Raw genomic sequence first — 23205 nt, forward strand, 5'->3', positions numbered from 1 at the left:
ACCTGCGGCTGCCGGTCCGGTCGCACGGAACCGTCCGGACTGCTCCCCCCGGAGCAGCGCCGAAGTACTCCCACCGGGGGATGCGTGCGGTGGCCGCCGCGCCATAGGCTCGACGACCATGCGCACCGATCTGGGCTGGCGACGCTTCTACGCCGCGGGCTGGCTCGCCACGGCGGGCGTCGCGACCGTCACCTTCCTGCTGTGGCGTGCGCACGTGCGCGAGGTGGAGCAGCGAGCGGACGAGGCGGAGCGGACGCGGGACGAGGTCGCCCGTCGGCGCGCGGTCGAGGAGCGGCTGCACATCGCCCGCGAGCTCCACGACTCGCTGACCCACAGCATCTCGGTGATCAACGTCCAGGTCGGGGTCGCGGCGCACCTCGCGCGCAAGCGCGGAGAGGAGCCCGCCGCCGCGCTCCTCGCGATCCAGGAGGCGAGCACCGACGCCGCCCGGGAGCTCCGCTCCACCCTCGACACCCTGCGGCGCGACGACGACGGTGGCGGCGCGGGCCTCGACCGGCTGCCTGCCCTGGTCGACCGGGCGCGCTCGTCCGGGCTGCCGATCACCGTCAGCGTCGAGGGGACGCCCCGACCGCTCCCACCCGACGTCGACCAGACGGTCTATCGCGTGGTCCAGGAGTCGCTGACCAACGTCGGCCGGCATGCCGGTGCGGCGACGGCGACCGTATGCCTCCGGTACGACGCCGGCCGGCTGAAGGTGCAGGTCGACGACGACGGGTCGGCTCCCCGGACGCCGCCGGTGCCCGGCCACGGGCTGATCGGCATGCGGGAGCGGGTCGCCGCGCTGGGCGGGCACCTCCGGGCGGGCCCGGGGCCGACGACCGGGTTCTCCGTGGTCGCGGAGCTGCCGACGAAGCCGCCGACGGGCGGGTCGTCGGCGGCGTCGCGGGGCGAGCCGCCGCTCGAGGGGCCGGACGAGCCGCCGCTCGAGGGGCGGCCATGATCTCGGTGGTCCTCGTGGACGACCAGCACCTGATCCGGTCGGGTATCCGCGCGCTGCTGGACAGCGAGGACGACCTGAGCGTGCTCGCCGAGGCGGGCGACGGCGAGGAGGGCATCGCGGCCACCCTGGCGCACCGGCCCGACATCGTGCTGATGGACGTGCAGATGCCGGTGCTGGACGGCATCGAGGCGACCCGCCGCATCGTCCAGGACGACCGGCTGGGGGACGTGCGGGTGGTGATGCTCACCAACTACGGCCTGGACGAGCACGTGTTCCGGGCGCTGCGCGCCGGGGCCGCAGGTTTCCTGCTCAAGGACACCGACCCGGCGAGCCTGCTGCAGGCGCTGCGGGTGGTCACGCGCGGGGACGCCCTGCTGTCGCCGTCGGTCACGCGTCAGCTGATCAGCGAGTTCGTGGCCCGCCCGCCCGACGTGCTGTCCTCGCCGGACCTCGACCGGCTCACCCACCGCGAGCGGGAGGTGGTGGCCCTCGTCGCGCACGGGCTCAGCAACGACGAGATCGCCGCGCACATGGTGCTCAGCCCGACCACCGCGAAGACCCACGTCAGCCGTGCGATGACCAAGCTGCACGCCCGGGACCGTGCTCAGCTCGTCGTGCTCGCCTACCAGTCCGGGCTCGTCTCGCCCCGGACGCGGCGGGACTGACCCGGGCTGGACGGCGGGGTTCAGCCCGCGCGGAGCGCGGCGTCGAACACGTCCCGGCCTCGCTCGTCGAGGACCACGAAGCGGATGTCTCGCGGGCGCGCCTCGGGATGACCGGCAAGCCAGGCACGGCAGGTCATGACCGCGATGCGGGCGACGTCGTCCACCGGCCAGCCGTAGGCGCCGGCGCTCACGGCCGGGAAGGCGACCGACCGCACGTCCAGTCCCGCGGCGACGTCGAGCGACCGGGCGAAGCACGACGCGAGCTGGACCGGATCGTCCTGGCCGCGGTGCAGGTTCGGTCCGACCGTGTGGATCACCCAGGACGCGGGCAGGTCGAACGCGGGGGTGGCGACGGCGTCGCCGACGTCCAGGCCGTCCCGGTGGGTGGTGTTCCGCAGCCGACGGCACGCCTCGAGCAGACGCGGACCGGCCGCGGCGTGGATCGCGCCGTCGACACCGCCACCACCCAGGAGCATGGAGTTCGCGGCGTTCACGACGGCGTCGGCCTCGATGCGGGTGAGGTCACCGATCTGGACGGACATGCTCATGTGCCAGCTCCCTTCGTGCCGGTTCGTGGGCTCCGGCGTTCCATCCACCGGTACCCGTCTTCGGTTCGACGATGACGTCGGCGAGCCAGGCGAACGTCGCACCGTCCGTGACCACGCGGGCGAACGCCACCTGCTCGCCCGTGCCGCGACGGAAGACGCCGTAGGGCCGGGACCCTGCGATGGCGGCATCCATGATCTCGCGGGGACGGTCCTTGGCCCAGTACGTGTGCTGGGACACGAGCTCGTGCACGCGTGCGCGGTCGATGCGGTCGGGGTCGGTGGAGAACTCGTAGGTCGAGTCGTCGTTCATGTGCTGGAGTCAACCACTGGTCACTGACATCGCCCGAACACGGGGGCGGCCGGATAGGGTCCGGGCGGCGACCGCATCGAACAGGAGGAGTGCTCGTGCCCTTCGGCTACCTGGCCTCGGCCGTGATTCTCGGCCTGTGCGTGCTCGCTGCGCTGCGCCCCTGGCCGGGGCACTCGCTGTTCGGCACGGTGGTGTACGTCGTGGGCATGACGTTCAACGAGCTACCTGTGGTCGCGCTGGTGCTCGCGCTGGCTCCGACGGTGCTGGCGCTCGCACAGGGTGACCTCTCCTCACCGGGTGGGCTGGCGGCCGCCGTGGTCATGCTGGTGGTCGTCATCGGTATCGTCCTGGTCGCCTGGCGAGCGGTCCGGGCGCGGCACGAGCCGGAGCACGCCCTGGAGGAGGCTCTGGGACGCGGATGGCGGGACCGGATCGCGCCCGAGCACGCCGCGCACCTGCGGGTCGCGCCGGACACCTGGCGAGGGCTGCTGCTGCCGCTGCTCCGGCGGCACCATGGCGTGCGGCACCTGCGGGGCCTGAGCTACGGCGAGCACGGCCGGCGGAACACCCTCGACGTCTACGTTCCGCGCGGCACGGCGCCGTCCGGTCCGGTGTTCGTGCACTTCCACGGCGGGCACTTCGTCTCAGGGGCGAAGGACCGCGAGTCCCTCCACCTGCTGTACCAGCTCGCGGCGCACGGGTGGACCTGTGTGAGCGCCAACTACCGGCTGGCGCCACGGGCGGCGTTCCCCGACCACGTCGTCGACGCCAAGCGGGTGCTGCACTGGGTGCGGACCCAGGGCCCCGAGCGCGGCCTCGGCGCCGGCCCTGTGTTCGTGGGCGGCAGCTCGGCGGGCGCGCACATCGCCACCTGCACGGCGCTGACGGCCGGGGACCCGGCCCTGCAGCCGGGTTTCGAGGAGGCAGACACGTCGGTCGCCGGAGTGGTCGGCATGTACGGCTACTACGGCCCCGTGACCGAGGACCCCGGCAGCAGTCCCGCTGCCAGCGTCCACGCGGGCGCGCCGCCGGCGTACCTGACCCACGGCACCCGGGACACCGTCGCGCCCATCGAGTGGGCACGCGAGTTCAAGGACCGGCTGGCTGCGGTCTCGGACCAGCCGGTGGTGTGGTCGGAGATCGCCGACGGGCAGCACACCTTCGACTACTTCGCCTCCGTGCGGGCGCGTGTCGTCGCGGACCGGATCGAGGGGTTCGCCGCCTGGGTGCTGAGCCGCACGCCGTGAATGAGCCAACCGCTGCCGCGCTCGGACGCGGGCAGCAGAAGAACGGGCGGATGTCGGAGGCTCGCCCTATGATCGAACAAACGTCCGCAGGGATGATGTGTTGTCACCGCTCTGCGGACGGATACGATCACGAGGGGGTGTGGGATGCGCGGTGGACCGACCGATGTGGAGACCGGTGTGCTGCTGGACGACGTGCTGCCCGTGGACCCCTTCCCGGACGACCGCTCTCTGGGTGCGGTGGTCGAGCGGGACGGCGTCCAGGTGCACCTGGTGCTCGATGATGTGACGCCAGGTCCCGGCGAGGTGCCGGACTGGCCGCCGGATACGGTGCCGGTGGCCCTGTGGCCGGTCGGGCTGCTGCAGCAGGCATTGTCAGGAGTACCGGGTGCAGGGCTGGCGCGGGTGGTGGCCGAGGTCTCCGCGACGGAGGCTGACCGGCTCGCCGACCTGTCCGACGACGCGCTCGGCGACCTGGTGAGCGCATGCGGGCGGCTGCAGGCCTGGGCGGCCGGTGTGCAGGCCCGAGCCGTAGCGCACCGCGCCGCGCGCGAGACGCACCCGTTGGCGCACGGCTCCCTGGTCGGGCAGGTCACCAGCGAGCTGGTGGTGACCGAACCGGAGGCGACCGAGGTCGTGGTCCGTGGCGAGTCCGGCGCCCGGCACCCCACCGTGATCGCGGCTCTGGAGGCGGGGCGGATCGACGTCCGTAAGGCACAGACCCTGCTGCGTAGCGCCGCCCAGCTGACCGTGGCCGAGCGCGCCGAGGCGATCGCCCGGTTCCTTCCCCGTGCGCCGCGCCGCACGTGGCGGTGGCTCCAGGCCCGGATGCTCGAGTTCGCCAAGGCCCGCCACGGTGCGGCGGAGACCGCCAGGACGGCGGCCCAGGGGCGCTGCGTGCAGCTCGACCGGGCGGAGAACGACATGGGCTGGCTGTCGGCCTACCTGCCCGCTGTCGACGCGGCAGCGGTCTGGGGCGTCGTGGACGACATGGCCCACCAGCTGCGACACGTCACGGGCGAGGAGCGCACGCTGGGACAGCTCCGCGCCGACTCCCTGACCGGCATCGTCACCGGCCGTCTCCTGCCCGCCGACCGTTACACGGACACGAGCACGGACACGAGCACGGACACGGACACGGACACGAGCACGAGCACGGACACCGAACCTGGGCTCGGAGCCGGCGGCGACGCTCACCCGGAGGGTCTGGACGTCCCGGGTACCGGCGACGCCGACCCCGCGGACCAGCCGGTGTGCACGTGTGGTGGACGGGCGCCTGTCGTGGAGCAGGTCGTCCAGGAAGTGGTGCAGCCGGTACGGGTCACGCCGACCCGCCCCGTGGTCCGGGTCACCGTCCCGGCCAGCGCACTGCTCGGCCTGGACGACGCGCCCGGCGAGCTGCGCGGCTTCGGACCGATCCCCGCGGACGTCGCCCGGGTCATCGCCACCGATGCGACCTGGCAGCGGCTGCTCACGGACCCGAGCACCGGGGTCCTGACCGACTACTCCACCACCACCTACCGACCGGGCAAGGTGTTGAGCGCCGCCGTGCAGGCCCGCGACGAGACCTGCACGTTCCCCTTCGGGTGCGACAGTCCTGCCGCATGGGACGACCTGGACCACATCGTCCCGTTCGACCATGACCTCGACCCGGCGACCTCGCCACCCGGTACTCCAGGGCAGACCCGGGCCGCCAATCTCCAACCCCTGTGCCGCAAGCACCACCTCCTGAAGACTCATGCGGGCTGGGGCGTCGTTCGTGATCCCGACACCGGGATCACGACCTGGACCACGCCCACCGGACGTCAGCACGAACGTCCGCCGACCGTGCTGGATCCCCACGCCGTGCTCGAGGACGTCGATCCGGACACCAGCGGCGACCTCACCCTCCGTGCGCTCACCGGCCAACGCCTGCCCCGCAGCTACGCCACCACCGGATCGCCCGCCGCGCCCGGCTATCCGGACCCCGCTGACCCGGGTGCACCACCGTTCTGACCGGAGGGCCACGTCGGCCGTGGCGGAGCGTCGGCGCATCGCCGCCGCAGCAGCAGCAGGGTGGCTAGCCGGAGTGCCGACGGCAGAACTCGCGCAGCGGGCCGGCCGGGATCACGTCCAGCAGCTCGCGATAGCGGCCTGCCGCCTCGTCGCTGCGACCGGTGCGCCGGGCGAGGTCCGCCAGGGCGAGGCTCGCGTCCCGGGCCGCGTACGGCGGCCCGTCGGCGACCAGGTCCTCGAGCTCGCGTTCGATGGGCGCAAGGTCGCGGTGGTCGCGCATCGCGAGCCGGCCCAGCACGACGAGGCGTGCCACCCGCGTCGCGGGCGACGGCCAGGCGCGCAGCAGCGCGTCGTAGAGCTGGGCCAGCCGCGACCAGTCCGTGGCGGCCGCGTCCGGCGCCGTGGCGTGCACGCCCGAGATCGCTGCCTCGAGCGCGAAGCGGCCCGGAGCGCGGTCCGGTGGGCCCGCGCGGGCGATCGCCGCCGTGGCGTCGTCCAGGCCCGCCGACAGGAGCCGGTGGTCCCACACCGACCGGTCCGCCTCGTCGAGGGGCAGCGCGACGCCGTCGCGCACCCGGCCCGGCCGCCGGGCCAGACCGAGCCGGCACACGGCGCGCAGACCGAGCACCTCGGGGTCGTCGGGGTACTGGGCGACGAGCGCCTCGGCCAGCGTCAGCGCGTCGCGGGCGGGATCCTGGGTGGCGTCGGGCGGCAGCGGCATGTCCCGTTGCCCCACGGTGAACAGGCCCGCGACGCAGGTCAGCATGACGGGCAGCCGGGCGGCCCGGGCGTCGCCGTCGGGCACCACGAACTCGCCACGCGCGCGGGCCAGGGCCGCCTTGGCCCGCGTGAGCCGCGCGGCCGCCGTGGCTTCCGCGATGCCGAGGTGGCCCGCGATCTGGCGGATCGTGAGTCCGCAGACCACCCGCATCGCGAGGACCAGCTGTGCGCCGGGGGCGAGGGCGTCGTCGCAGGCGACGAAGAGCAGCGCGAGCCGGTCGTCGAGGTCGCCACCGGGCACGCCAGGGTCGGTCGGCACGTCCACGGCGGCCACCTCCGGGCGAGCGATCTGGGGCTGGAGCCGTGTGAACACCGCTTCGTGCCGCATCGCGTCGAGCCACGTCCGGCGCCCGACCTGGACGCACCAGCCGACGAGGTCGTCGATGGTGCCGTCGGGCTGCGCCGCGGCCCGCGCGAACGCCTCCGCCGCGTACTCCTCACCGCTGTCCAGGCTCCGCGTGGTCACGGCGAGCGACCGCACCACCTGAGGCCAGGCGGTGCGGAACGCCGCGGGGTCGATCGGCACGAAGTGGTCCCGGTCAGGAACCGAAGTTCAGGACCTTGCGCCACTCGACCACGTTGCCGCTGGGTACGAGCGCGGCGATCTTGCGCGCCGTGGCCTCGTCGCACTCGACCTGGTAGAAGCCGGTGATCACCTCGTTGGTGTCGGTGAACGGCGCGTCCGTATAGACCGGTTCGGTCCCGCCCCCGCCGGTCGCCACCCACCCGCCGTACTTCGCGTTCTGGAGGGCAGCGGCGCCGGTGATCGTGAGACCGAGATCGGCGACGGCCTGCTCGAAACGGCCGTGGGCGGCCATGTCCTCGTCCTCGCCGAGTTCCCGGCCCTGCACGTTCTCGGGCAGATAGGCGTCCGAGTCCCAGTCGGTCTCGCGGATCAGGAATACCCAGTTGTCAGTCATGTCGAGCTCCTCGTTCCTGGAATGTTGACACGCCTTGGACGGGCGAGCGACGCCAGAATCGACAGTCTCGACAAACTAGTTCGGCCGGATCAGCCGATCACCGCGACCGGTGCCGCGACCGGGGTACCCGAGCCGTCACGTCGCTCGTCCACCTCGGGCAGCTCGACCGGCTGGCCGCCGGCGCCGAGCGCACGTGGGGGAGTGGCCCCGACCCAGCCCAGGACGAGGCCGTCCTCGCCCTTCAGCAGCCGCTGGGACCGCACACCACCCGTCGCGCGGCCCTTGCCCGGGTACAGCGCGAACGGCGTCACCTTGCCCGCGCCCGGCTCCACCCCCGGCAGCGAGTCGGCAGCACCGGCGATGGTCACCACGGTGGCGTCGACACCGGCCGGAACCGCGCCGAAGAACACGACCCGCCGGTCGGCGGCGAGCTTGATGCCCGTCATCCCGCCCGCCGCGCGGCCCTGCGGCCGCACCGCGGAGGCGGGGAAGTGCAGCAGCGACGAGTCGTCGGCCAGGAACACCAGCTCGTCGTCGTCGGACACGACGGCGGCGCCCACCACGGTGTCCCCGTCCTTCAGGGCGATCACCGGCCACTCGTCGCCCTTGGCGGGCGCGTCGGCCGGCGCCACACGCTTGACGATGCCCTGCTCCGTGCCGACGGCGATGGTCGGGGCGTCCGGGCCGAGCGCGGTGACCGTCCGCACGGTCTCGCCGTGCTCCAGCTCGACGAGCTCGCTGACCGGGATACCACCGGACAGCGACGGCGCGCCGTCCGTGGGCGGCAGCGACGGCAGGTCCAGCACGGAGATGCGCAGCATGCGTCCGGCCGACGTCACGAGCCCCACCTGACCACGGGTGGTCGCGGCGGCGTCGCCCCGCAGGGCGTCGTGCGCCGCGCGGTTGCCGGTCCGGGGTACCGGGACGTCGTCCGGGAGCCGGGCCAGCAGCCCCGTCGCCGACAGGACCACGCGGGTGGGGAGATCCTTGATCTGCAGGTCGATGGGTTCGACGGCCTTCTTGCGCCCGTTGGTGGGGGCGACGGCGACCGAGCCGACGGACCCGCCCGCCGCGTCGAGCAGCACGGTGCGGCGCGGCGTGCCGTACGTCCGGGCGACCTCGCCCATCTCGGTGCTGACCACGCGCCGCAGCAGCTTCTCGTCGCCGAGGATCTGCTCGAGCTCCGCGATCTCGCGCCGCAGCTCCTCGGCCTCCTTCTCCAGCTCGACGCGGGAGAACTTGGTCAGGCGGCGCAGCTGCAGGTCCAGGATGTAGGAAGCCTGCGGCTCGGACAGGTCGAAGATCTCCCGCAGCCGGTCCCGGGCGATCCCCGCGTCGTCGGACGAACGGATCACCTGGATGACCTCGTCGATGTCGACGATCGCCACGAGCAGGCCGTCCACCAGGTGCAGCCGCTCGAGGCGCTTGTCCAGGCGGTGCTGCGACCGGCGCCGGACCACGGAGATGCGGTGGTCCACCCAGACCCGCAGCATCTCGAGCAGACCCAGGGTGCGCGGCTGGCCGTCGACGAGCGCCACGTTGTTGATGCCGAACGAGTCCTCGAGCGGCGTCACGCGGTACAGCTGCTCCAGCACGGCGTCCGGGTCGAACCCCGTCTTCACCTCGATGACCAGGCGCATCCCGTGCGTGCGGTCGGTGAGGTCCTGCACGTTCGTGACGCCCTGGATGCGCTTGGCCTTGACGCCGTCCGCGATCTTCTCGATCACCTTCTCCGGCCCCACCAGGTAGGGGAGCTCGGTGACGACGATGCCCTTGCGGCGCGGGGTCACGTTCTCGATCCGGGCGGTGGCGCGGGTGCGGAAGCTGCCGCGGCCGCTGCGGTACGCGTCGCGCACGCCGTCCAGGCCCACGATCTTGCCGCCCGTCGGCAGGTCCGGGCCGGGCACGAACCGCTGCAGGTCCTCGAGCGTGGCCTCCGGGTTCTTGATCAGGTGCTGCGCCGCGGAGACGACCTCGACGAGGTTGTGCGGCGCCATGTTCGTGGCCATCCCGACCGCGATGCCGGAGGCGCCGTTGACCAGGAGGTTCGGGATGGCGGCCGGCAGCACCTCGGGCTGGGTGAGCTTGTTGTCGTAGTTGGGCACGAAGTTCACGACGTTCTCGTCGAGACCCGTGGTCATCGCCATCGACGGCGCCGCCAGGCGCGCCTCCGTGTACCGGGGCGCCGCAGGGCCGTCGTCGAGCGAACCGAAGTTGCCGTGCCCGTCCACGAGCGGCAGGCGCAGCGAGAAGCTCTGGGCCAGACGCACGAGGGCGTCGTAGATGGGGGCGTCACCGTGCGGGTGGAGCTTTCCCATCACCTCGCCCACCACGCGCGACGACTTCACGTGCGCGCGGTCGGGTCGCAGCCCCATGTCCGACATCATGTAGAGGATGCGGCGCTGGACCGGCTTAAGGCCGTCGCGCGCGTCCGGGAGAGCCCGCGAGTAGATGACGGAGTACGCGTACTCGAGGAACGAGGCCTCCATCTCCGAGGCGACGTCGATGTCCACGACCTTCTCGTGGATCTCGCTCTCGTCGAGCGGCTGCGACGGCTTGCGCGCCATGGTTCGTGGGGCTCCTGGAATCAGAGGTGGTCTGGGACAGGCAAACCGTACCGCGCGTCGCCGACACTCCTGTGGTGCCTCGCTGACATCGCAGGAGGTCACAGGCTGAGACATATGCACTTTCGAGCCCTCACCTGGCACTATTCGCCTATGCCCGACATGCCGATGGTCAGCCGGTCGACCGCCCTGCCGGGGTGGCTCGTGCGGATCGGGCTCGCCTACGGCGTCGTCGGGATCAGCGTCGTGCCCGTCCTCGTGCTCGGCGCCCTGGTGACCTGGTGGATGCAGTCCTGGCAGTGCGCCCAGCAGGAGTGGGGCTGCCTCGAGGAGGGCATCACCACCTGGGCCGGCCTGTCGGTGCTCGCCGCCGTGCTCCACATCGTCGTCTCGATGCGGTTCGGCCTCGGCGTCGTGCACGGGCTCGTGGTCGTGGCGGTCGCCGCCGTCTCGGCGAACGTGGCACCGGCGCTCGGTGCCTGGCTCCTGCTCGCGGCCGGTCCCGCGGTCGCCGCCATCCTCACCGCCTCCGGCCCGAACCGCCGCCAGCGGCTCGTGCTCGTGGGCTTCGGCGTGATGCTGCTCGCCGGCATGGTGCTGGTGCGCTGACGTCGTCTGGTTAGCCTTGGTCACGTGGACCAGCCAGAACGGGTCGGCAGCGTGCGCCTGCCCTACTCGACGCAGTACCCGGTCGAGTGGGAGGCGGACGTGGTGCTGCGCGACGGGTCCACCACTCACGTGCGTCCCATCCGCCCCGAGGACGCCGACGCGATCCAGCGCTTCCAGATGGCCCAGTCGGAGCGCTCCACGTACCTGAGGTTCTTCGCGGCGCTGCAGCGCATCCCCGACCGGATGCTCACCCAGCTCGTCACCGTGGACCACGTGCGCAGGACGGCGCTCGTGGCGGTGCGCCCCGGCACCGAAACGGGCACCGACAGCCCGGGCCAGACCGAGGACATCGTCGGCGTCGCCCGCTACGACGTGACCGACGACCAGCCCGGCCGCCGCACCGCCGAGGTCGCGTTCAACATCGCCGACGACCTCCAGGGCCAGGGCCTCGGGTCGGTGCTGCTGGAACACATCGCCGCCGCGGCGCGCGAACGGGGCGTGCACCGCTTCATCGCCGAGGTGCTGCCCCAGAACCGGGCCATGCTCGGCGTGTTCCGCGAGGCCGGCTACGCCGTCGAGCAGCACCTGGACGACGGCGTGGTCACCGTCTCGATCGACCTCGACCCCACCGACCGGTCCCGCGAGGTCATGGCCGACCGCGAGCACCGCACCGAGGCCCGCTCCATGCAGGCGCTGCTCTCCGCGACCCGCGTCCTCCTGGTCGGCCCCGCGCGGGGCGGCACCGTCGACGAGCTGCTCGCCGACCGGGTCCGCGCGGCGCACGCCGCCGACCCGGGCGACACCGCGCTGATGGTGCTCGGCCACGACGTGACCTGGGCCGACCTCGGCGAGGTCGACCTGGCGGTGGTCGCCGCGCCCCCGGACGAGGTGCTCGACGCCGTCCGGCGCCTGCGCGGCACGGGCGCTCGCGGCGTCGTGGTGCTGTCCGCGGGGTGGGCCGAGGCGGGGCCCGACGGCGTCGCCCGCCGCCGGGAGCTGCTGCGCACCGCGCACACCGAGGGCATGCGCGTCGTGGGCCCGGCCAGCTACGGCCTGCTCACGAACGTGCCGGGCGCGAGCCTGCGCGCGAGCCTCGCGCTCACGGCACCGCGTCCGGGCCGCGTGGGCCTGTTCAGCCAGAGCTCGCCGGTCGCTGTCACGGCCTCCGAGACGGTCAAGCGCCGCGGGCTGGGCCTGTCCACGCTCGTGTCGGCGGGCCACCGGGCCGACGTGTCGGGCAATGACGTCATGCAGTACTGGCAGGACGACCCGCACACCGACGTCGTCTGCCTGTACCTGGAGACGCTCGGCAACCCCCGCAAGTTCTCGCGGATCGCCCGGCGCCTGGCGCTGGTCAAGCCCGTGGTCGTGGTCGTGGCGGGCCGCCACGGGAGCGTCGTCCCGCCGGGGCACACCGTGCGCGCCACGCGGGCCCCGCGGCGGATGCTCGACGAGGTGCTGCGGCAGTCCGGCGTGATCCGCGCGGAGAACACGCACCAGCTCATGGACGTGGCGCAGGTCCTGGCGCACCAGCCGCTGCCGGCGGGCGGCCGGGTGGGGATCCTCGCGAGCTCGCCGTCGCTCGCGGCGCTCGTCGCCGACGCCGTCGCCGCGGCCGGTCTGACCGTCGCCGGGCCGCTGGAGCCGCTGTCCGCCGCTGCACCGGACGAGGAGATCGCCGCCGCCGTCGACGCCCTGTACGCGCCCGGTGCGTGCGACGCGGTGGTCGTGGTCTCCGTGCCGGTGGTGCTGCCGCGCACCGACGCGGTGGCCCGCGCCGTCGCCGACGCCGCCGCGCGGACCGGCCGCACCACCGTCGTCAGCGCGCTGGGCCTGCACGGCATGCCCGACGAGCTCGCGTCCGGCGACGTCCGGATCCCGGCGTTCTCCACGCCCGAGGACGCGGTCTGGGCCCTCGGGGAGGTGGTCCGCTACGCGCAGTGGCGCACCCAGGACCACGGTTCGCCGGTGCGCCCGGCGCTGCGCGAGGGCGTGTCCGACGGCGTCGCGCGGGCCCAGGCGCGCACGCTCGTCGAGGCTCTGCTCCGCCGCGCGGAGTGGCCGGACGACGGCATGGTCCTGGACCAGGACGCGGCCTCCGAGCTGCTGGCCTGCTACGGCCTGACCCTGTGGAGCTCCCGGAGCGTGCGTACGGCGGACGACGCGGTGGCCGCCGCCGAGGAGCTGGGCTGGCCGGTGGCGCTCAAGATCGCCGCGCCCGCCCTGCGCCACCGGACGGACCTGGGCGGTGTGCGCCTCGACATCGCCGACGCGGAGGACCTCCGGGAGGACGCCGAACGGATGCTCGCGGCGGCGTCGTCCCTGCTGCCGGCGCCCGACCCGGTCCTGGAGGTGCAGGCGATGGCGCCCACCGGCGTCGCGTGCGTCGTGCGGTCGGTCGAGGACGAGCTGTTCGGGCCGGTGGTGTCGTTCGGGCTGGCGGGCGACGCCGTCGACCTGCTCGACGACGTGACGCACGGCGTGCCGCCCCTGACCGACGTCGACGTGGCGCGCATGGTGCGCGGCGTCCGCGCGGCACCGCGGCTCTTCGGCTACCAGGGCGCGCCCGCCGCCGACGTCGCGGCCCTCGAGGACGTGCTCGCGCGGGTGTCGGTCATGGCGGAGGACCTGCCGGAGCTGGCGTCCCTCGAGCTGTACCCCGTGGCGGTCGCGGAGCGCGGCGCGTCCGTGCTGCACGCCTCGATCCGCCTGCGGCCGGCGGAACGTCGGACGGACGCGCTACGGAGAGCACTCCCGGGCTAACGGCGAGGGCCGCTCTCATGGGATGATGCCAACCGTGTCCCATGCCCCTACCGATGCCCGTGATGACCTGACCGCCCACCTGCACCGGGCCGGCTACTACCCGGAGCTCGTCGCGGACGTGCTCTCCGTTGCGCTGGCCGACGAGGAGGTCCTGGCCCACCTCGTGCAGGCCGAGACCACCTTCGACTCGGAGGTGCGCCGCCACCTCACGGTCCTGGTACTGACGCCGACCCGCCTGGTCACCGCCCACGTGGACGACCACTCCGGGGAGGACCCCGCCCGGCCCGGTTCGGCATCGGCCACCACGGAGGTCGTGCCGGTGCGCGAGATCCGCTCCGTGGCGCTCACGCACGTGATCGCGGACCCGGAGCAGTACCCGCGGCGTGGCGCGACGCGCGAGGTGACCCTGGCGATCGGCTGGGGTGCCGTGTCCCGCGTCGACCTGGAGCCCGCCACGTGCGTGGACCCGAACTGCACCGCCGACCACGGCCTGACCGGCCAGGTCACGCCCGACGACGTGGTGGTACGGGTCTCCAGCGAGGCCGAGGGCGACGCGGCGGTCCGCGCGGCGGTCAGCTTCGCGGGCGCACTGTCGCGGGCCACGTCTGCGTGACGGCACCAACCCTGCCCGACGGCCTGATCGCGCCGTCCTACGACACCACGAGCCTCGCCGCGGTGCTGCCCGCCGCGGCCGGCGCCCTCGGCCACGAGCTCACCACCGCCACCGGCCTCACCGCGTCCGGCTGCCGGGCCGCCCTCGGCCTGCCCGACGCCGACCGCGTGGTGGTCGTCCTGGTGGACGGGCTCGGCATCCGCAACCTCGCCGAACGCGGCGGTCACGCCCCGTTCCTCCGCGGGCTCCTGCGCGAACGGGACGCGGACGCCGCGACGCTCACGTCGAGCTTTCCGTCCACCACGGCCTCGGGTCTGAGCACCTTCGGCACGGGCACCGCCCCCGGTCGCACCGGCATGCTCGGCTACACCCAGCGCAACCCGGAGACCGGCCGGCTGGCGTCCCTGGTGCAGTGGCGGGAGCTCGGCGACCCGGCCGACCTGCAGCGCGAACCCACGGTGTTCGAGACGCTCGCGGCCGCGGGCACGCGCGTCACGGCGCCCGGTCCCGGGAAGTTCGCCGGTTCCGGCATGACCCAGGCCGCGCTGCGTGGACCCGCCTACGTCGCCGCAGAGACGTTCGAGCGGCGGGTGGACGCCACCGTCACGGCGCTCCGCCAGCCCGGAGAGGCCCAGCGCCTGGTCTACCTGTACCAGGGCGACGTCGACAAGACGGGCCACGGCCACGGCTGGGACTCGTGGCAGTGGGGCGACGCGCTGGAGTCCACCGACCGTGAGCTGCACCGGCTGCTGCGCAGCGTGCCGCGAGGCACCCTCGTCGTGATCACGGCGGACCACGGCCAGATCACGGCCGACCCGGCCCTCCAGTGGGACGTGGCCGCCGACGCGGCGCTGAAGCCCGGCGTCGCGCTGGTCGGGGGAGAGCCCCGCGCCCTGCACGTCTACGCGGACCGGGCGGCCGACCCGGCCGACGTCGCGCACCGGTGGGCCGAGCGGCTGGGTGACCACGCCGTGGTCCTCGGGCGGGAGCAGGCGGTGGAGAGCGGCTGGTTCGGACCGGTCGCCGAGCACGTGCGTGCCACGATCGGGGACGTGGTGGTCGCCATGACCGGCGCCGCGACCGTCGTCGACTCGCGGGTGCACTCCGCGGCCGCCCGCGCACTGCCCGGCGTGCACGGCTCCCTGACCCCGCACGAGATGCTCGTGCCGCTGCTCACGGCCGTCGCCTGAGCCGCCAGACACGTAAGGTGCTTCCGTGGCCGAGCTCGTCTTCTTCTCCGGGACCATGGACTCCGGAAAGTCCACCCTCGCCCTCCAGACCGACCACAACTATCGCGCACGGGGGCGCGAGGGGCTCATCTTCAGCCGCGGTGACCGAGCGGGGGAGGCCAAGGTCTCCAGCCGGCTGGGCCTGGAGGTGGCCGCCCACGAGGTGACCGACGGCACCGACTTCTGGGCAGAGATCAGCGCCCGGCGCTCCAGCGGCGAGGCCGTCGACTACCTCGTGTGCGACGAGGCGCAGTTCTACTCGCCCGAGCAGGTGGAGCAGCTCGCCCGGCTGGTGGACGAGATGGAGATCGACATCTTCGCGTTCGGTATCACCACCGACTTCCGCACCCGGCTCTTTCCCGGCTCGGCCCGCCTCATCGAGCTCGCCGACCGGATCGACGTGCTCCAGGTGCAGTCGCTCTGCTGGTGCGGTGCGCGCGCCACGCTCAACGCCCGCACCGTCGACGGCGTCATGGTCACCGAGGGGGAGCAGGTGGTGATCGGCGACGTCGGCCGCGGCGAGGTCGCCTACGAGGTGCTGTGCCGCCGGCACCACATGCGCCGCATGACGGCGCTGACCGCGCGCCGCCGTTCGGCCGACGAGTCGCTCTGGGGCTAGCCGGCTACACCTCGGGGCGCGAACCGAACACGATCTCGTCCCAGCTCGGCACCTGCGCGCGGGACTTGCGGCCACGCTTGGCCGCCGGCCGCTTGGGCGGCGCCGGATCGGCCGGCGGCTTCTCCGGCACCTTCTCCGGCACGGGCTCCGGGACCTGGTCCCGCTCCGGCTGCTCGGCCGGCGGGGGGTTCTGCTCCTGCTCGGCGTCCGGCTGCGCGGTGTCCAGGTGCTCGGTGTTCGACTGCGCGGTGTTCGACTGGGCGGTGGCGACGTCCGGGGCGGAGATCTGCCACCGGCTCGGCGCCTCCCACTCGAGGTCGGCGGGGGAGTCGGGCACGTGGACCGAGGGCATCCGCGGGCGGGACCCACCGCGCCGCGCACCGATGTCGACGACCGCGGCGGAGGGTTCGGGCTCGTCCTGCGCCGCCTGCGCGGCGTGGTCGGGGTCGAGCTCCATCATGTCCGGCAGGTCGGCGTCCGGCGACGGGCGCCGGGAGGGCCGCTGACCTCGCCGCTCCGAGAGGTTGTCGAGGAGCAGGTCGGTGTCGTCCCGCTCCGGAGGTGCCGACCGGGCCGCCGGGTGCTGGTTGCCGCGGTGCGGGGGCAGGGTCGAGACCCCGGCGATCGCCGGACCGCCGTCGTCCTCCGGGAGCCCGAGCCAGCGGGCCTCGTCGTCGAGCGCCGTCACGAAGCCGCCGCGCGGTTCCAGGGACCAGCGCGCCACGCGGGGCCGCTCCGCGGCCTCGAACTCCACCTGTACCAGCCACGGATGGGTGCCCTCCCGGGTGGCGGACCACCGGGCGTCGGCGGGGCGCACGCCGCGCGAGCGGAGGCGTTCGTCGGCGACCTCGCCGAGCGTGGTGGACCCGTCGTCGTCCGTCAGGACCGCCTTGGCCCGTACCCGGGCGATCGAGTGCTCCCGCTCGGAGATCACCGGGTACTCGAAGCGCCGCACGTGGTCGATCGGCAGGCCCGAGGCCTCGGCGAGCGCCTCGCAGGTCTCGCCCGCGCGCAGGCGCGCCTGGATCTCGCGGGGGCGCAGCGTCGACTCCTCCTGGGCACGGATCGACTCCATGCGGGGGCGGTCACCTCGGATGGCGGCACGCAGGGCATCGGTGATGGGCAGGGTGCTCTGGGCGCCGTCGCGCGCAGCAAGGACGAGTCGTTCACCGTCCTCGTGCAGCCGTACCAGCTCCAGCTCGTCCATGCCAGTCCTCCCGGGGTAGTCCTGTGGGCCGAGCCTGCCACCGCGGGGCGGTCGTGCGGCGCAGGCTCGTCGGTGTGCCGCCGGATAGTCGCTCGTCGGCACGTGCGGCAGGATGGGTGCGTGATCTCACCCGCACTGCCCGAGCTGCCCGACGGCGTCACCGTCACCGCCCTCCGCGACCTCGCCGTCCGCCTCGCGACAGCTGCCGGGGCCCTGGTGCGTGAGGGTAGACCGGATCGCGTGGTGGTCGCGGCCACGAAGTCGAGCGAGGTCGACCCCGTCACGGTCATGGACCGTGCCTCGGAGGACCTGTTGCGGGAGATGATCGCCGCGGAGCGCCCGGACGACGCGATCCTGGGCGAGGAGGGCGACGACGTCGCGGGCACCAGCGGGCTCACCTGGGTGCTCGACCCGATCGACGGCACGGTGAACTACCTGTACGGGGTCGCGTCGTGGGCCGTGTCGGTGGCGGTGGTGGCCGGGACGCCGGAGCCCGCCACGTGGACCGTCCTGGCCGGGTGCGTGCACAGCGTGGCCGACGGCCGGACCTGGTCCGCCGGGCTCGGCGAGGGCGCCACCCGGGACGGCGCACCGGTGCGCGTGGGGAACGCCGCGTCGCTCGGCTCCTCCCTGGTGGGCACGGGTTTCGGGTACGACGCCGGTCGTCGCGCGCACCAGGCCCAGGTACTGACCCAGGTGCTGCCGAAGATCCGGGACATCCGCCGGCTCGGCTCGGCCGCGATCGACCTGTGCCTGCTCGCGGACGGTTCGATCGATCTGTACTACGAGCGCGGGCTCAACCCGTGGGACATGGCGGCGGGTGCCGTGGTGGCCACCGAGGCGGGTGCCGTGGTGACGGGTCTGCGCGGGGGACCGGCGGGGAACGCGATGACCGTGGCAGGTCCGCCCGACCTGGTCGCGCAGCTCGCCGAGATCCTCGAGGCGGCGGACGCGGACGGAGCCGGATCGCCTGAGATCCGGTGAATATTTTTCTGACACGGCGGTAGGGGAGATATCACCGTCACGGCCGGCCGAGAGGTCGATAACGATACGTCGATGCAGGTCAGAGCGTACGTGACGGGGGTTACACCGACAGATGTAGCGCGCCTGACAGAAATGGTGCACAATCCGTGGGCCGACTCGGGAACAAATCCGGGGCCGTGTGCATTATCTGCGCGTACACCCGTAACGGACGCCGTTCGACGGCGCCTACGGTGACCCGGCCGGGGCGGCGTCGAATCCCGGACACCCGAAACGTTCCGGCGCGACCACCTACCGACGGAGAACACCACATGGCGACTGACTACGACGCCCCACGCAAGACCGATGAGGATGTCGAGCAGGACTCGATCCAGGAGCTGCAGGCACGTCGATCTGACAAGTCCTCGGGCGTTGTGGACGAGGACGAGACCGAGGCGGCCGAGGGCTTCGAGCTCCCCGGCGCCGACCTGTCCGGCGAGGAGCTCGCGGTACGCGTGCTGCCGCGACAGGCGGACGAGTTCACGTGCTCCAGCTGCTTCCTCGTGCACCACCGCAGCCAGCTGGCCTACGAGAAGGCCGGCCAGATGATCTGCACGGAGTGCGCCGCCTGATCCACCAGGCGTTCGGCACTGACGACACGACCGGGCTGTCATGCGTTGCGTGGCAGCCTTCGTCGTGTCCGGGGACAGGCATGCCAGGGCCTCAGCCGCCCAACGCCTCCACCAGCAGCTGCGGGCGACGGGTGGAGACGAGCCAGTAGGGGGTGGGGTCGGCCGGGTCGTCGAGCGCGACCCGCACCCCGGTCCGCGCCCACGCACGCAGGCAGACGTACGCGCGCGCGTCGAGCCCGGGTCCCAGCTCGTGTCGCATGGCGGCGACGTCGAGGGCCTGCGCGGGGCCGAGCAGAGCGACCGGCACACGGGCACGCCCGGCCCGCAGGACGCCGTCGGACACCTCGACGACGGGGGAGGTGGCCGCCAGGGCGACCGCCGACCCGACGCAGACCAGCAGCCCGGTGACGAGGGCGGCCGGCACGTGCACCGGCCAGAGCGCGATCGCCGCGATGACGCCCAGACCGACCGTCCCGAGCCAGCCGCCGGGACCGGGCAGAAGACGCTCGTGGAAGGTGAGGGTGGTCGCCGTCATGCACACATCATCCCAGGCCCACGCGCCGGCCCGACCACTCTTGCGGCGTCGCGGGCCGAGGTGGCGTACTCTTCCGGCGTGCCCACCCCCGCAACCGGCGACGGCAGCACGGTCGACGTGCTCATCCGCCTCCTCGACGACGTCCCCGTCCCCTCCTACGCGCATCCCGGCGATGCCGGCGCCGACCTGGTGACCACGGTCGACGTCGAGATCCCGCCGCAGGGCCGGGTGATGGTGCCGACGGGGGTGTCGATAGCCCTGCCGGACGGCTACGCGGCGTTCGTGCACCCGCGGTCCGGGCTCGCGGCGAAGCACGGTGTCACCATCGTGAACGCCCCCGGCACGGTCGACGCGGGCTACCGCGGCGAGATCAAGGTGACGCTGCTCAACACCGACGTCGCCGAGCCGGTCAAGCTCGTGCGCGGCGACCGGGTCGCCCAGCTCGTGATCCAGCGGGTCGAGCGGGCACGGTTCCTGCCCGCCGAGACCCTGCCCGGCTCGTCCCGGGGGGACGGCGGGTTCGGCTCCAGCGGCGGTTTCGCCGGGCGCTGAACGGCGTGCACCGTGGTGCGCCGACCGTCCCGATCGGACCCCGGACGGGTCTAGTCTGGGAATAACGAGTGGATAACGCTGTCGTGCTACGCCTTCGCGTGCGCGCAGCACTGACGAACGACGTAAGGAGCGTGGCTGTGGGTCTGTTCAGCCGACGAGGCACGGCGAATGAGCCCGCACCGGTCGAGTGGCCGTCGGTGGAGGCCGAGCAGGAGAAGCGGCAGCACGGACCCTTCGACCGGTCGCAGGTGGGGGAGATGGGTCCCCGCGTCGACCTCGGTGCGATCTGGCTGCCGGTGATGCCCGGTCTCGAGCTTCGCATGGAGATCGACAAGAAGACGCAGAAGGTGACCGGGGTGACGGCCGCGCTGGAGGGGTCGAACCTGCAGATCCAGGCTTTCGCCGCGCCGCGCACCGAAGGGATCTGGGACGAGATCCGCCACGAGATCGCGCAGTCGGTGGGCGGGCAGGGCGGGATCGTCGACGACGTGCCCGGCGTGTTCGGCCGCGAGCTGCTCGTCCGCATGCCGGTGAAGGGCCCGGACGGGCAGGCCGGGCAGCGCCCGGCGCGGTTCATCGGGGTGGACGGCCCGCGCTGGTTCATCCGCGGTGTCCTCGCCGGCAAGGCGGCGCTGGACAACGAGGCGGCGAAGGCGCTGGAGTCGGTGTTCGCGAACATCGTCGTGGTGCGCGACCAGAGCCCGCGCCCGCCCCGCGACCTGCTGCCCCTGGCGCTGCCGAAGTCGGCGCGCAAGGATGGTGCACAGCCGGCAGCGGAAGCCGCCGGCCCCGAGGGCGCCGCACCGAAGATGTCCGACATCGACCCGCAGCGCCGCGGCCCCGAGATCACTCAGATCGGCTGACGAGGTGAACCGCTGATGTCGCTCCGCTCGAGCCTCGCGTCCCGCATCGCGGAGTCGCTGGCCTCCAACGAGGAGGTCCGGGACACCGAGGAGCGCGCCGACGCCTCGCGCAACCTGGGTTGTATGGCCGTCGCCACCGTGCCGGTCCGCTCCCGCGGCAAGGTGGCCGGCGTGCTGCGCTCGGTCGTCCTGCGGCCCCGCGAGGGCGTGCCCACGGTGGAGGCGGAGCTGTTCGACGGCTCCGGTGCGCTGGACCTCGTGTGGCTCGGGCGGCGGACCATCGACGGTATCGAACCGGGGCGGCGGATCCGCGTCGAGGGCATGGTGTGCGACGCCGACGGGCGCCGCACCATGTTCAACCCGCGCTACGAGCTCCGGCCGCGGCCGGGTGAGTGATGGCACGGGGACCGGGTGGATGAGCATCCGGCCGAGCACGGCACAATGAACTCCATGAGTGAACCCGCACGTCCCGACATGCCTCCGGAGCCCGCAGAAGCCCCCGCGCGCGGCGTGCGCGCCCTCGCCGGCGAGGAGTTCTCCGCCGCCCAGGCGATCGGTGGTGTCCGCGGCCTGGTCGAGGCGGTGCTGCCCGGCCTGGTGTTCGTGGTCGCGTTCGTGATCTTCACCGACCTGACGATCCCGCTCGTCGCGTCGGTGGTCGCGGCGCTGGTGCTCGTCGTGGCACGCCTGGTGCAGCGGACGCCCGTCACGCAGGCCCTCGGCGGCCTGCTGGGCATCGCCGTGGGCGTGCTCTGGGCGTGGACGTCGGGCGAGGCGGCGAACTACTACGCGGGCGGTCTGCTGGTCAACGCCGGCTATCTCGTGGTGCTGCTGGTCTCCATCGCCGTGCGCCGGCCCGTCGTCGGCTACGTCGTGGAGGCGCTGCGCGCCGGCCTGACGCCGGAGGCCGTGAAGGCCGAGGCGAACCGGACCGCCGAGCCGCACGACGACGAGACGAGCGACGGCGAGACGAAGGACGCCGAGCCGTCGCCGTTCGCCGCCCTGACCGCCTGGCGCGACGATCCCGCCAAGATGCGTACCTATGCCATCGCCACGTGGCTCTGGGTGGGCCTGTTCGCCCTGCGCCTCGCGGTGAAGACGCCGCTGTACTTCGCGGACGACATCGCGTGGCTCGGCACGTTCCACCTGCTGCTCGGCGTGCCGCTGTGGGCCCTCGTGCTGTACCTGACCTGGTACGTGGTGCGCCGACCGAAGGCGGCGCCGGCCGCGTAGCCGACCGCCCGCGGCGGGTTCAGCCCTTCGGTACCAGCAGCTCCTGCAGGGCGTCGGTGTCCGCGTCCGCGCCGGCGACCAGGAGCAGCTCGTCGCCGGCCTCCAGGGTGTCGTCCGGGCTGGGCACCAGCGGCCGGCCGTCGCGCACGATCGTCGCGAGCGTGACGTCCGACGGCCAGACCACCCGGCCCAGGCGCGTCCCGGCGGCGCGGGAGTCGGCCGGCAGCGTGAGCTCGAGCAGGTCGGCGTGCGACTGGCGGAAGCTGAAGATCCGCACCAGGTCGCCCACCGCGACGGCCTCCTCGACCATCGCCGTCATGATGCGCGGTGTCGAGACCGCCACGTCCACGCCCCAGGACTGGTCGAACATCCACTCGTTCTTCGGGTTGTTCACGCGGGCGACGGTGCGCGGCACGCCGAACTCCGTCTTGCCCAGCAGGGAGAAGACGAGGTTGACCTTGTCGTCCCCGGTGGCGCCCACCACGACGTCGGCCTGCTCCATCTCGGAGGCCTCGAGCGCGGGGAGCTCGCACGCGTCGGCGAGCACCCACTCCGCCTCGGGGACCTGCGAGACCCGCATGGCCGACGCGTTCTTGTCGATGAGGGTGACCTCGTGCTCGTGGCTCAGCAGCTCGCGGGCGATCGAGCGGCCCACGGACCCGGCTCCGGCGATGACGACGCGCATCAGTCCTCCTCGGCGGTCGGGGCGGCGGTGAGGATCCGCTCGACGTCGGCGGAGGCGTCCGCCGTCATGAGCAGGTGCAGCACGTCGTTCTCCTGGAGCACGAGGTCGGGCGTGGGCAGCACCGCTGAGGTGTACCGGGTCACGAACGCGACCCGTGCGCCGGTGGCGGCCTCGACGTGGAGCACGGGCTTGCCGACCCACCGCCGGTGGTAGTCGATCTGGGCCAGCCGGACGGTGCCCGACGGGTCGCGGTACTCGTCGGTGGAGCCCAGCGGCAGCATGCGGCGCAGCACCTGGTCGGCCGTCCATCGCACGGTGGCGACCGTGGGAATCCCCAGCCGCTGGTAGATCTCCGCGCGGTGCGGGTCGTAGATGCGGGCCACGACGTTGTCGACGCCGTAGGTCTCGCGCACCACCCGGGCCGACAGGATGTTGGAGTTGTCGCCGTCGGACACCGCGGCGAACGCGTACGCGTCCTCGATCCCCGCCTGGACGAGCGTGTCCCGGTCGAAACCCACGCCGGTCACCTTCTTGCCCGAGAAGTCGGCGGGCAGACGCCGGAACGCGTCGGGGTTCTGGTCGATGACGGCCACGGAGTGTCCACGGCCCTCGATCTCCTGGGCGAGGCTGGACCCCACGCGGCCGCAGCCCATGATCACGAAGTGCACGAACGGAACGCTACCCCGATGCGGGCGGCCGCGGGGCGCCGGTCATGTCC

At 73.2% G+C, this 23205-nt stretch carries 24 protein-coding genes; 15 read left to right on the forward strand and 9 right to left on the reverse strand.

Features of this window, described 5'->3' with window-relative positions; genetic code table 11:
- Positions 1-118: 118 nt before the first annotated feature.
- Together ACFSL2_RS00100 and ACFSL2_RS00105 are read left to right on the forward strand one after the other, a co-directional pair.
- The gene (locus tag ACFSL2_RS00100; RefSeq protein ID WP_377195916.1) at positions 119-961 is read left to right on the forward strand and encodes a sensor histidine kinase; all 843 of its coding nucleotides are present in this window, start codon (positions 119-121) and stop codon (positions 959-961) included.
- Positions 958-1626, forward strand: a complete 669-nt coding sequence (locus tag ACFSL2_RS00105) for a response regulator (RefSeq protein ID WP_377195917.1) — start codon at positions 958-960, stop codon at positions 1624-1626. Before ACFSL2_RS00100 ends, ACFSL2_RS00105 begins: the two co-directional genes overlap by 4 nt.
- A 20-nt stretch (positions 1627-1646) precedes the next feature.
- Here the strand turns inward: ACFSL2_RS00105 and ACFSL2_RS00110 are convergent, their stop codons facing one another.
- Entirely contained in the window at positions 1647-2174 is a 528-nt protein-coding gene (locus tag ACFSL2_RS00110) for an O-acetyl-ADP-ribose deacetylase (RefSeq protein ID WP_377195918.1), read from the reverse strand.
- Positions 2149-2484 (reverse strand): hypothetical protein, encoded by a 336-nt coding sequence (locus tag ACFSL2_RS00115; RefSeq protein WP_377195919.1) that lies wholly within the window; start codon positions 2482-2484, stop codon positions 2149-2151. The genes ACFSL2_RS00110 and ACFSL2_RS00115 overlap by 26 nt, the downstream gene beginning before the upstream one ends.
- 95 nt (positions 2485-2579) lie before the next feature.
- On the opposite strand from ACFSL2_RS00115, the gene ACFSL2_RS00120 reads away from it, so the two are divergent.
- Both ACFSL2_RS00120 and ACFSL2_RS00125 read left to right on the forward strand, forming a co-directional pair.
- On the forward strand, positions 2580-3731 hold the full coding sequence (locus ACFSL2_RS00120) for an alpha/beta hydrolase (protein ID WP_377195920.1): 1152 nt from the start codon (positions 2580-2582) through the stop codon (positions 3729-3731).
- Between the two features lie 144 nt (positions 3732-3875).
- Complete coding sequence (locus ACFSL2_RS00125) at positions 3876-5723, forward strand: HNH endonuclease (protein WP_377195921.1); 1848 nt, start codon at positions 3876-3878, stop codon at positions 5721-5723.
- A gap of 64 nt (positions 5724-5787) precedes the next feature.
- Here the strand turns inward: ACFSL2_RS00125 and ACFSL2_RS00130 are convergent, their stop codons facing one another.
- From ACFSL2_RS00130 to ACFSL2_RS00140, 3 genes are all read right to left on the reverse strand, one after another.
- Positions 5788-7029 carry a DUF6596 domain-containing protein gene (locus ACFSL2_RS00130; RefSeq protein ID WP_377195922.1) on the reverse strand — a complete coding sequence of 414 codons (1242 nt, stop codon included), beginning with the start codon at positions 7027-7029 and terminating at the stop codon, positions 5788-5790.
- A 13-nt stretch (positions 7030-7042) separates the two neighbouring features.
- Positions 7043-7423: a YciI family protein gene (locus tag ACFSL2_RS00135; RefSeq protein WP_377195923.1), complete on the reverse strand. Its 381-nt coding sequence runs from the start codon at positions 7421-7423 to the stop codon at positions 7043-7045.
- Positions 7424-7512: 89 nt separating this feature from the next.
- A complete protein-coding gene (locus ACFSL2_RS00140) occupies positions 7513-9990 on the reverse strand; it encodes a DNA gyrase/topoisomerase IV subunit A (protein WP_377195924.1) in 2478 nt (825 codons plus the stop codon).
- Positions 9991-10140: 150 nt separating this feature from the next.
- Between ACFSL2_RS00140 and ACFSL2_RS00145 the strand changes: the two genes are divergently transcribed.
- Genes ACFSL2_RS00145 through ACFSL2_RS00165 form a run of 5 tightly spaced genes read left to right on the forward strand, consistent with a single transcriptional unit; the run spans position 10141 to position 15820 of the window.
- Positions 10141-10596, forward strand: a complete 456-nt coding sequence (locus tag ACFSL2_RS00145) for a hypothetical protein (RefSeq protein ID WP_377195925.1) — start codon at positions 10141-10143, stop codon at positions 10594-10596.
- A gap of 24 nt (positions 10597-10620) precedes the next feature.
- Positions 10621-13359, forward strand: a complete 2739-nt coding sequence (locus tag ACFSL2_RS00150; protein WP_377195926.1) for a GNAT family N-acetyltransferase — start codon at positions 10621-10623, stop codon at positions 13357-13359.
- Between the two features lie 25 nt (positions 13360-13384).
- A complete protein-coding gene (locus ACFSL2_RS00155) occupies positions 13385-13972 on the forward strand; it encodes a DUF5998 family protein (protein ID WP_377195927.1) in 588 nt (195 codons plus the stop codon).
- The gene (locus ACFSL2_RS00160; RefSeq protein WP_377195928.1) at positions 13969-15162 is read left to right on the forward strand and encodes an alkaline phosphatase family protein; all 1194 of its coding nucleotides are present in this window, start codon (positions 13969-13971) and stop codon (positions 15160-15162) included. Before ACFSL2_RS00155 ends, ACFSL2_RS00160 begins: the two co-directional genes overlap by 4 nt.
- Before the next feature lie 25 nt (positions 15163-15187).
- Positions 15188-15820, forward strand: coding sequence for a thymidine kinase (locus ACFSL2_RS00165; protein ID WP_377195929.1), 633 nt, complete (start codon positions 15188-15190; stop codon positions 15818-15820).
- 4 nt (positions 15821-15824) lie between these two features.
- On the opposite strand, the gene sepH is transcribed toward ACFSL2_RS00165, so the two are convergent.
- Positions 15825-17027: a septation protein SepH gene (gene sepH, locus ACFSL2_RS00170; RefSeq protein WP_377195930.1), complete on the reverse strand. Its 1203-nt coding sequence runs from the start codon at positions 17025-17027 to the stop codon at positions 15825-15827.
- Between the two features lie 120 nt (positions 17028-17147).
- Here sepH and ACFSL2_RS00175 point away from each other — a divergent pair, with 120 nt between their 5' ends.
- Positions 17148-18011 carry an inositol monophosphatase family protein gene (locus ACFSL2_RS00175; protein WP_377195931.1) on the forward strand — a complete coding sequence of 288 codons (864 nt, stop codon included), beginning with the start codon at positions 17148-17150 and terminating at the stop codon, positions 18009-18011.
- 308 nt (positions 18012-18319) lie between these two features.
- Positions 18320-18619 carry a DUF4193 domain-containing protein gene (locus ACFSL2_RS00180; RefSeq protein ID WP_116675819.1) on the forward strand — a complete coding sequence of 100 codons (300 nt, stop codon included), beginning with the start codon at positions 18320-18322 and terminating at the stop codon, positions 18617-18619.
- 91 nt (positions 18620-18710) lie between these two features.
- Here the strand turns inward: ACFSL2_RS00180 and ACFSL2_RS00185 are convergent, their stop codons facing one another.
- Entirely contained in the window at positions 18711-19154 is a 444-nt protein-coding gene (locus tag ACFSL2_RS00185) for a DUF3093 domain-containing protein (protein WP_377195932.1), read from the reverse strand.
- Positions 19155-19232: 78 nt separating this feature from the next.
- Between ACFSL2_RS00185 and dut the strand changes: the two genes are divergently transcribed.
- The 4 genes from dut (at position 19233) to ACFSL2_RS00205 (ending at position 21802) form a co-directional block, all read left to right on the forward strand.
- The gene (dut, locus tag ACFSL2_RS00190) at positions 19233-19706 is read left to right on the forward strand and encodes a dUTP diphosphatase (RefSeq protein ID WP_377195933.1); all 474 of its coding nucleotides are present in this window, start codon (positions 19233-19235) and stop codon (positions 19704-19706) included.
- A gap of 137 nt (positions 19707-19843) precedes the next feature.
- Positions 19844-20569, forward strand: a complete 726-nt coding sequence (locus tag ACFSL2_RS00195) for a DUF3710 domain-containing protein (RefSeq protein ID WP_377195934.1) — start codon at positions 19844-19846, stop codon at positions 20567-20569.
- A gap of 15 nt (positions 20570-20584) precedes the next feature.
- A complete protein-coding gene (locus ACFSL2_RS00200) occupies positions 20585-20965 on the forward strand; it encodes an OB-fold nucleic acid binding domain-containing protein (protein WP_377195935.1) in 381 nt (126 codons plus the stop codon).
- Between the two features lie 54 nt (positions 20966-21019).
- Positions 21020-21802 carry a DUF3159 domain-containing protein gene (locus tag ACFSL2_RS00205; RefSeq protein ID WP_377195936.1) on the forward strand — a complete coding sequence of 261 codons (783 nt, stop codon included), beginning with the start codon at positions 21020-21022 and terminating at the stop codon, positions 21800-21802.
- A 19-nt stretch (positions 21803-21821) separates the two neighbouring features.
- Here ACFSL2_RS00205 and ACFSL2_RS00210 read toward each other — a convergent pair whose 3' ends face one another.
- Entirely contained in the window at positions 21822-22487 is a 666-nt protein-coding gene (locus ACFSL2_RS00210) for a potassium channel family protein (RefSeq protein WP_377195937.1), read from the reverse strand.
- Entirely contained in the window at positions 22487-23140 is a 654-nt protein-coding gene (locus tag ACFSL2_RS00215) for a potassium channel family protein (RefSeq protein WP_377200746.1), read from the reverse strand. The genes ACFSL2_RS00210 and ACFSL2_RS00215 overlap by 1 nt, the downstream gene beginning before the upstream one ends.
- Positions 23141-23205: the final 65 nt, after the last annotated feature.

This window comes from Promicromonospora aerolata (genome assembly GCF_042682255.1).
In the GTDB taxonomy this organism is placed as follows: domain Bacteria; phylum Actinomycetota; class Actinomycetes; order Actinomycetales; family Cellulomonadaceae; genus Promicromonospora; species Promicromonospora aerolata.

What these genes read in the sequence shown, in the direction of transcription:
- ACFSL2_RS00100 (WP_377195916.1), top strand. Translation starts at nt 119, where the DNA reads ATGCGCACCGATCTGGGCTGGCGACGCTTCTACGCCGCGGGCTGGCTC.
- ACFSL2_RS00105 (WP_377195917.1), top strand. Translation starts at nt 958, where the DNA reads ATGATCTCGGTGGTCCTCGTGGACGACCAGCACCTGATCCGGTCGGGT.
- ACFSL2_RS00110 (WP_377195918.1), bottom strand. Translation starts at nt 2,174, where the DNA reads ATGAGCATGTCCGTCCAGATCGGTGACCTCACCCGCATCGAGGCCGAC.
- ACFSL2_RS00115 (WP_377195919.1), bottom strand. Translation starts at nt 2,484, where the DNA reads ATGAACGACGACTCGACCTACGAGTTCTCCACCGACCCCGACCGCATC.
- ACFSL2_RS00125 (WP_377195921.1), top strand. Translation starts at nt 3,876, where the DNA reads ATGCGCGGTGGACCGACCGATGTGGAGACCGGTGTGCTGCTGGACGAC.
- ACFSL2_RS00135 (WP_377195923.1), bottom strand. Translation starts at nt 7,423, where the DNA reads ATGACTGACAACTGGGTATTCCTGATCCGCGAGACCGACTGGGACTCG.
- ACFSL2_RS00140 (WP_377195924.1), bottom strand. Translation starts at nt 9,990, where the DNA reads ATGGCGCGCAAGCCGTCGCAGCCGCTCGACGAGAGCGAGATCCACGAG.
- ACFSL2_RS00145 (WP_377195925.1), top strand. Translation starts at nt 10,141, where the DNA reads ATGCCCGACATGCCGATGGTCAGCCGGTCGACCGCCCTGCCGGGGTGG.
- ACFSL2_RS00155 (WP_377195927.1), top strand. Translation starts at nt 13,385, where the DNA reads ATGCCAACCGTGTCCCATGCCCCTACCGATGCCCGTGATGACCTGACC.
- sepH (WP_377195930.1), bottom strand. Translation starts at nt 17,027, where the DNA reads ATGGACGAGCTGGAGCTGGTACGGCTGCACGAGGACGGTGAACGACTC.
- ACFSL2_RS00180 (WP_116675819.1), top strand. Translation starts at nt 18,320, where the DNA reads ATGGCGACTGACTACGACGCCCCACGCAAGACCGATGAGGATGTCGAG.
- ACFSL2_RS00185 (WP_377195932.1), bottom strand. Translation starts at nt 19,154, where the DNA reads ATGACGGCGACCACCCTCACCTTCCACGAGCGTCTTCTGCCCGGTCCC.
- ACFSL2_RS00200 (WP_377195935.1), top strand. Translation starts at nt 20,585, where the DNA reads ATGTCGCTCCGCTCGAGCCTCGCGTCCCGCATCGCGGAGTCGCTGGCC.
- ACFSL2_RS00205 (WP_377195936.1), top strand. Translation starts at nt 21,020, where the DNA reads ATGAGTGAACCCGCACGTCCCGACATGCCTCCGGAGCCCGCAGAAGCC.
- ACFSL2_RS00210 (WP_377195937.1), bottom strand. Translation starts at nt 22,487, where the DNA reads ATGCGCGTCGTCATCGCCGGAGCCGGGTCCGTGGGCCGCTCGATCGCC.
- ACFSL2_RS00215 (WP_377200746.1), bottom strand. Translation starts at nt 23,140, where the DNA reads ATGGGCTGCGGCCGCGTGGGGTCCAGCCTCGCCCAGGAGATCGAGGGC.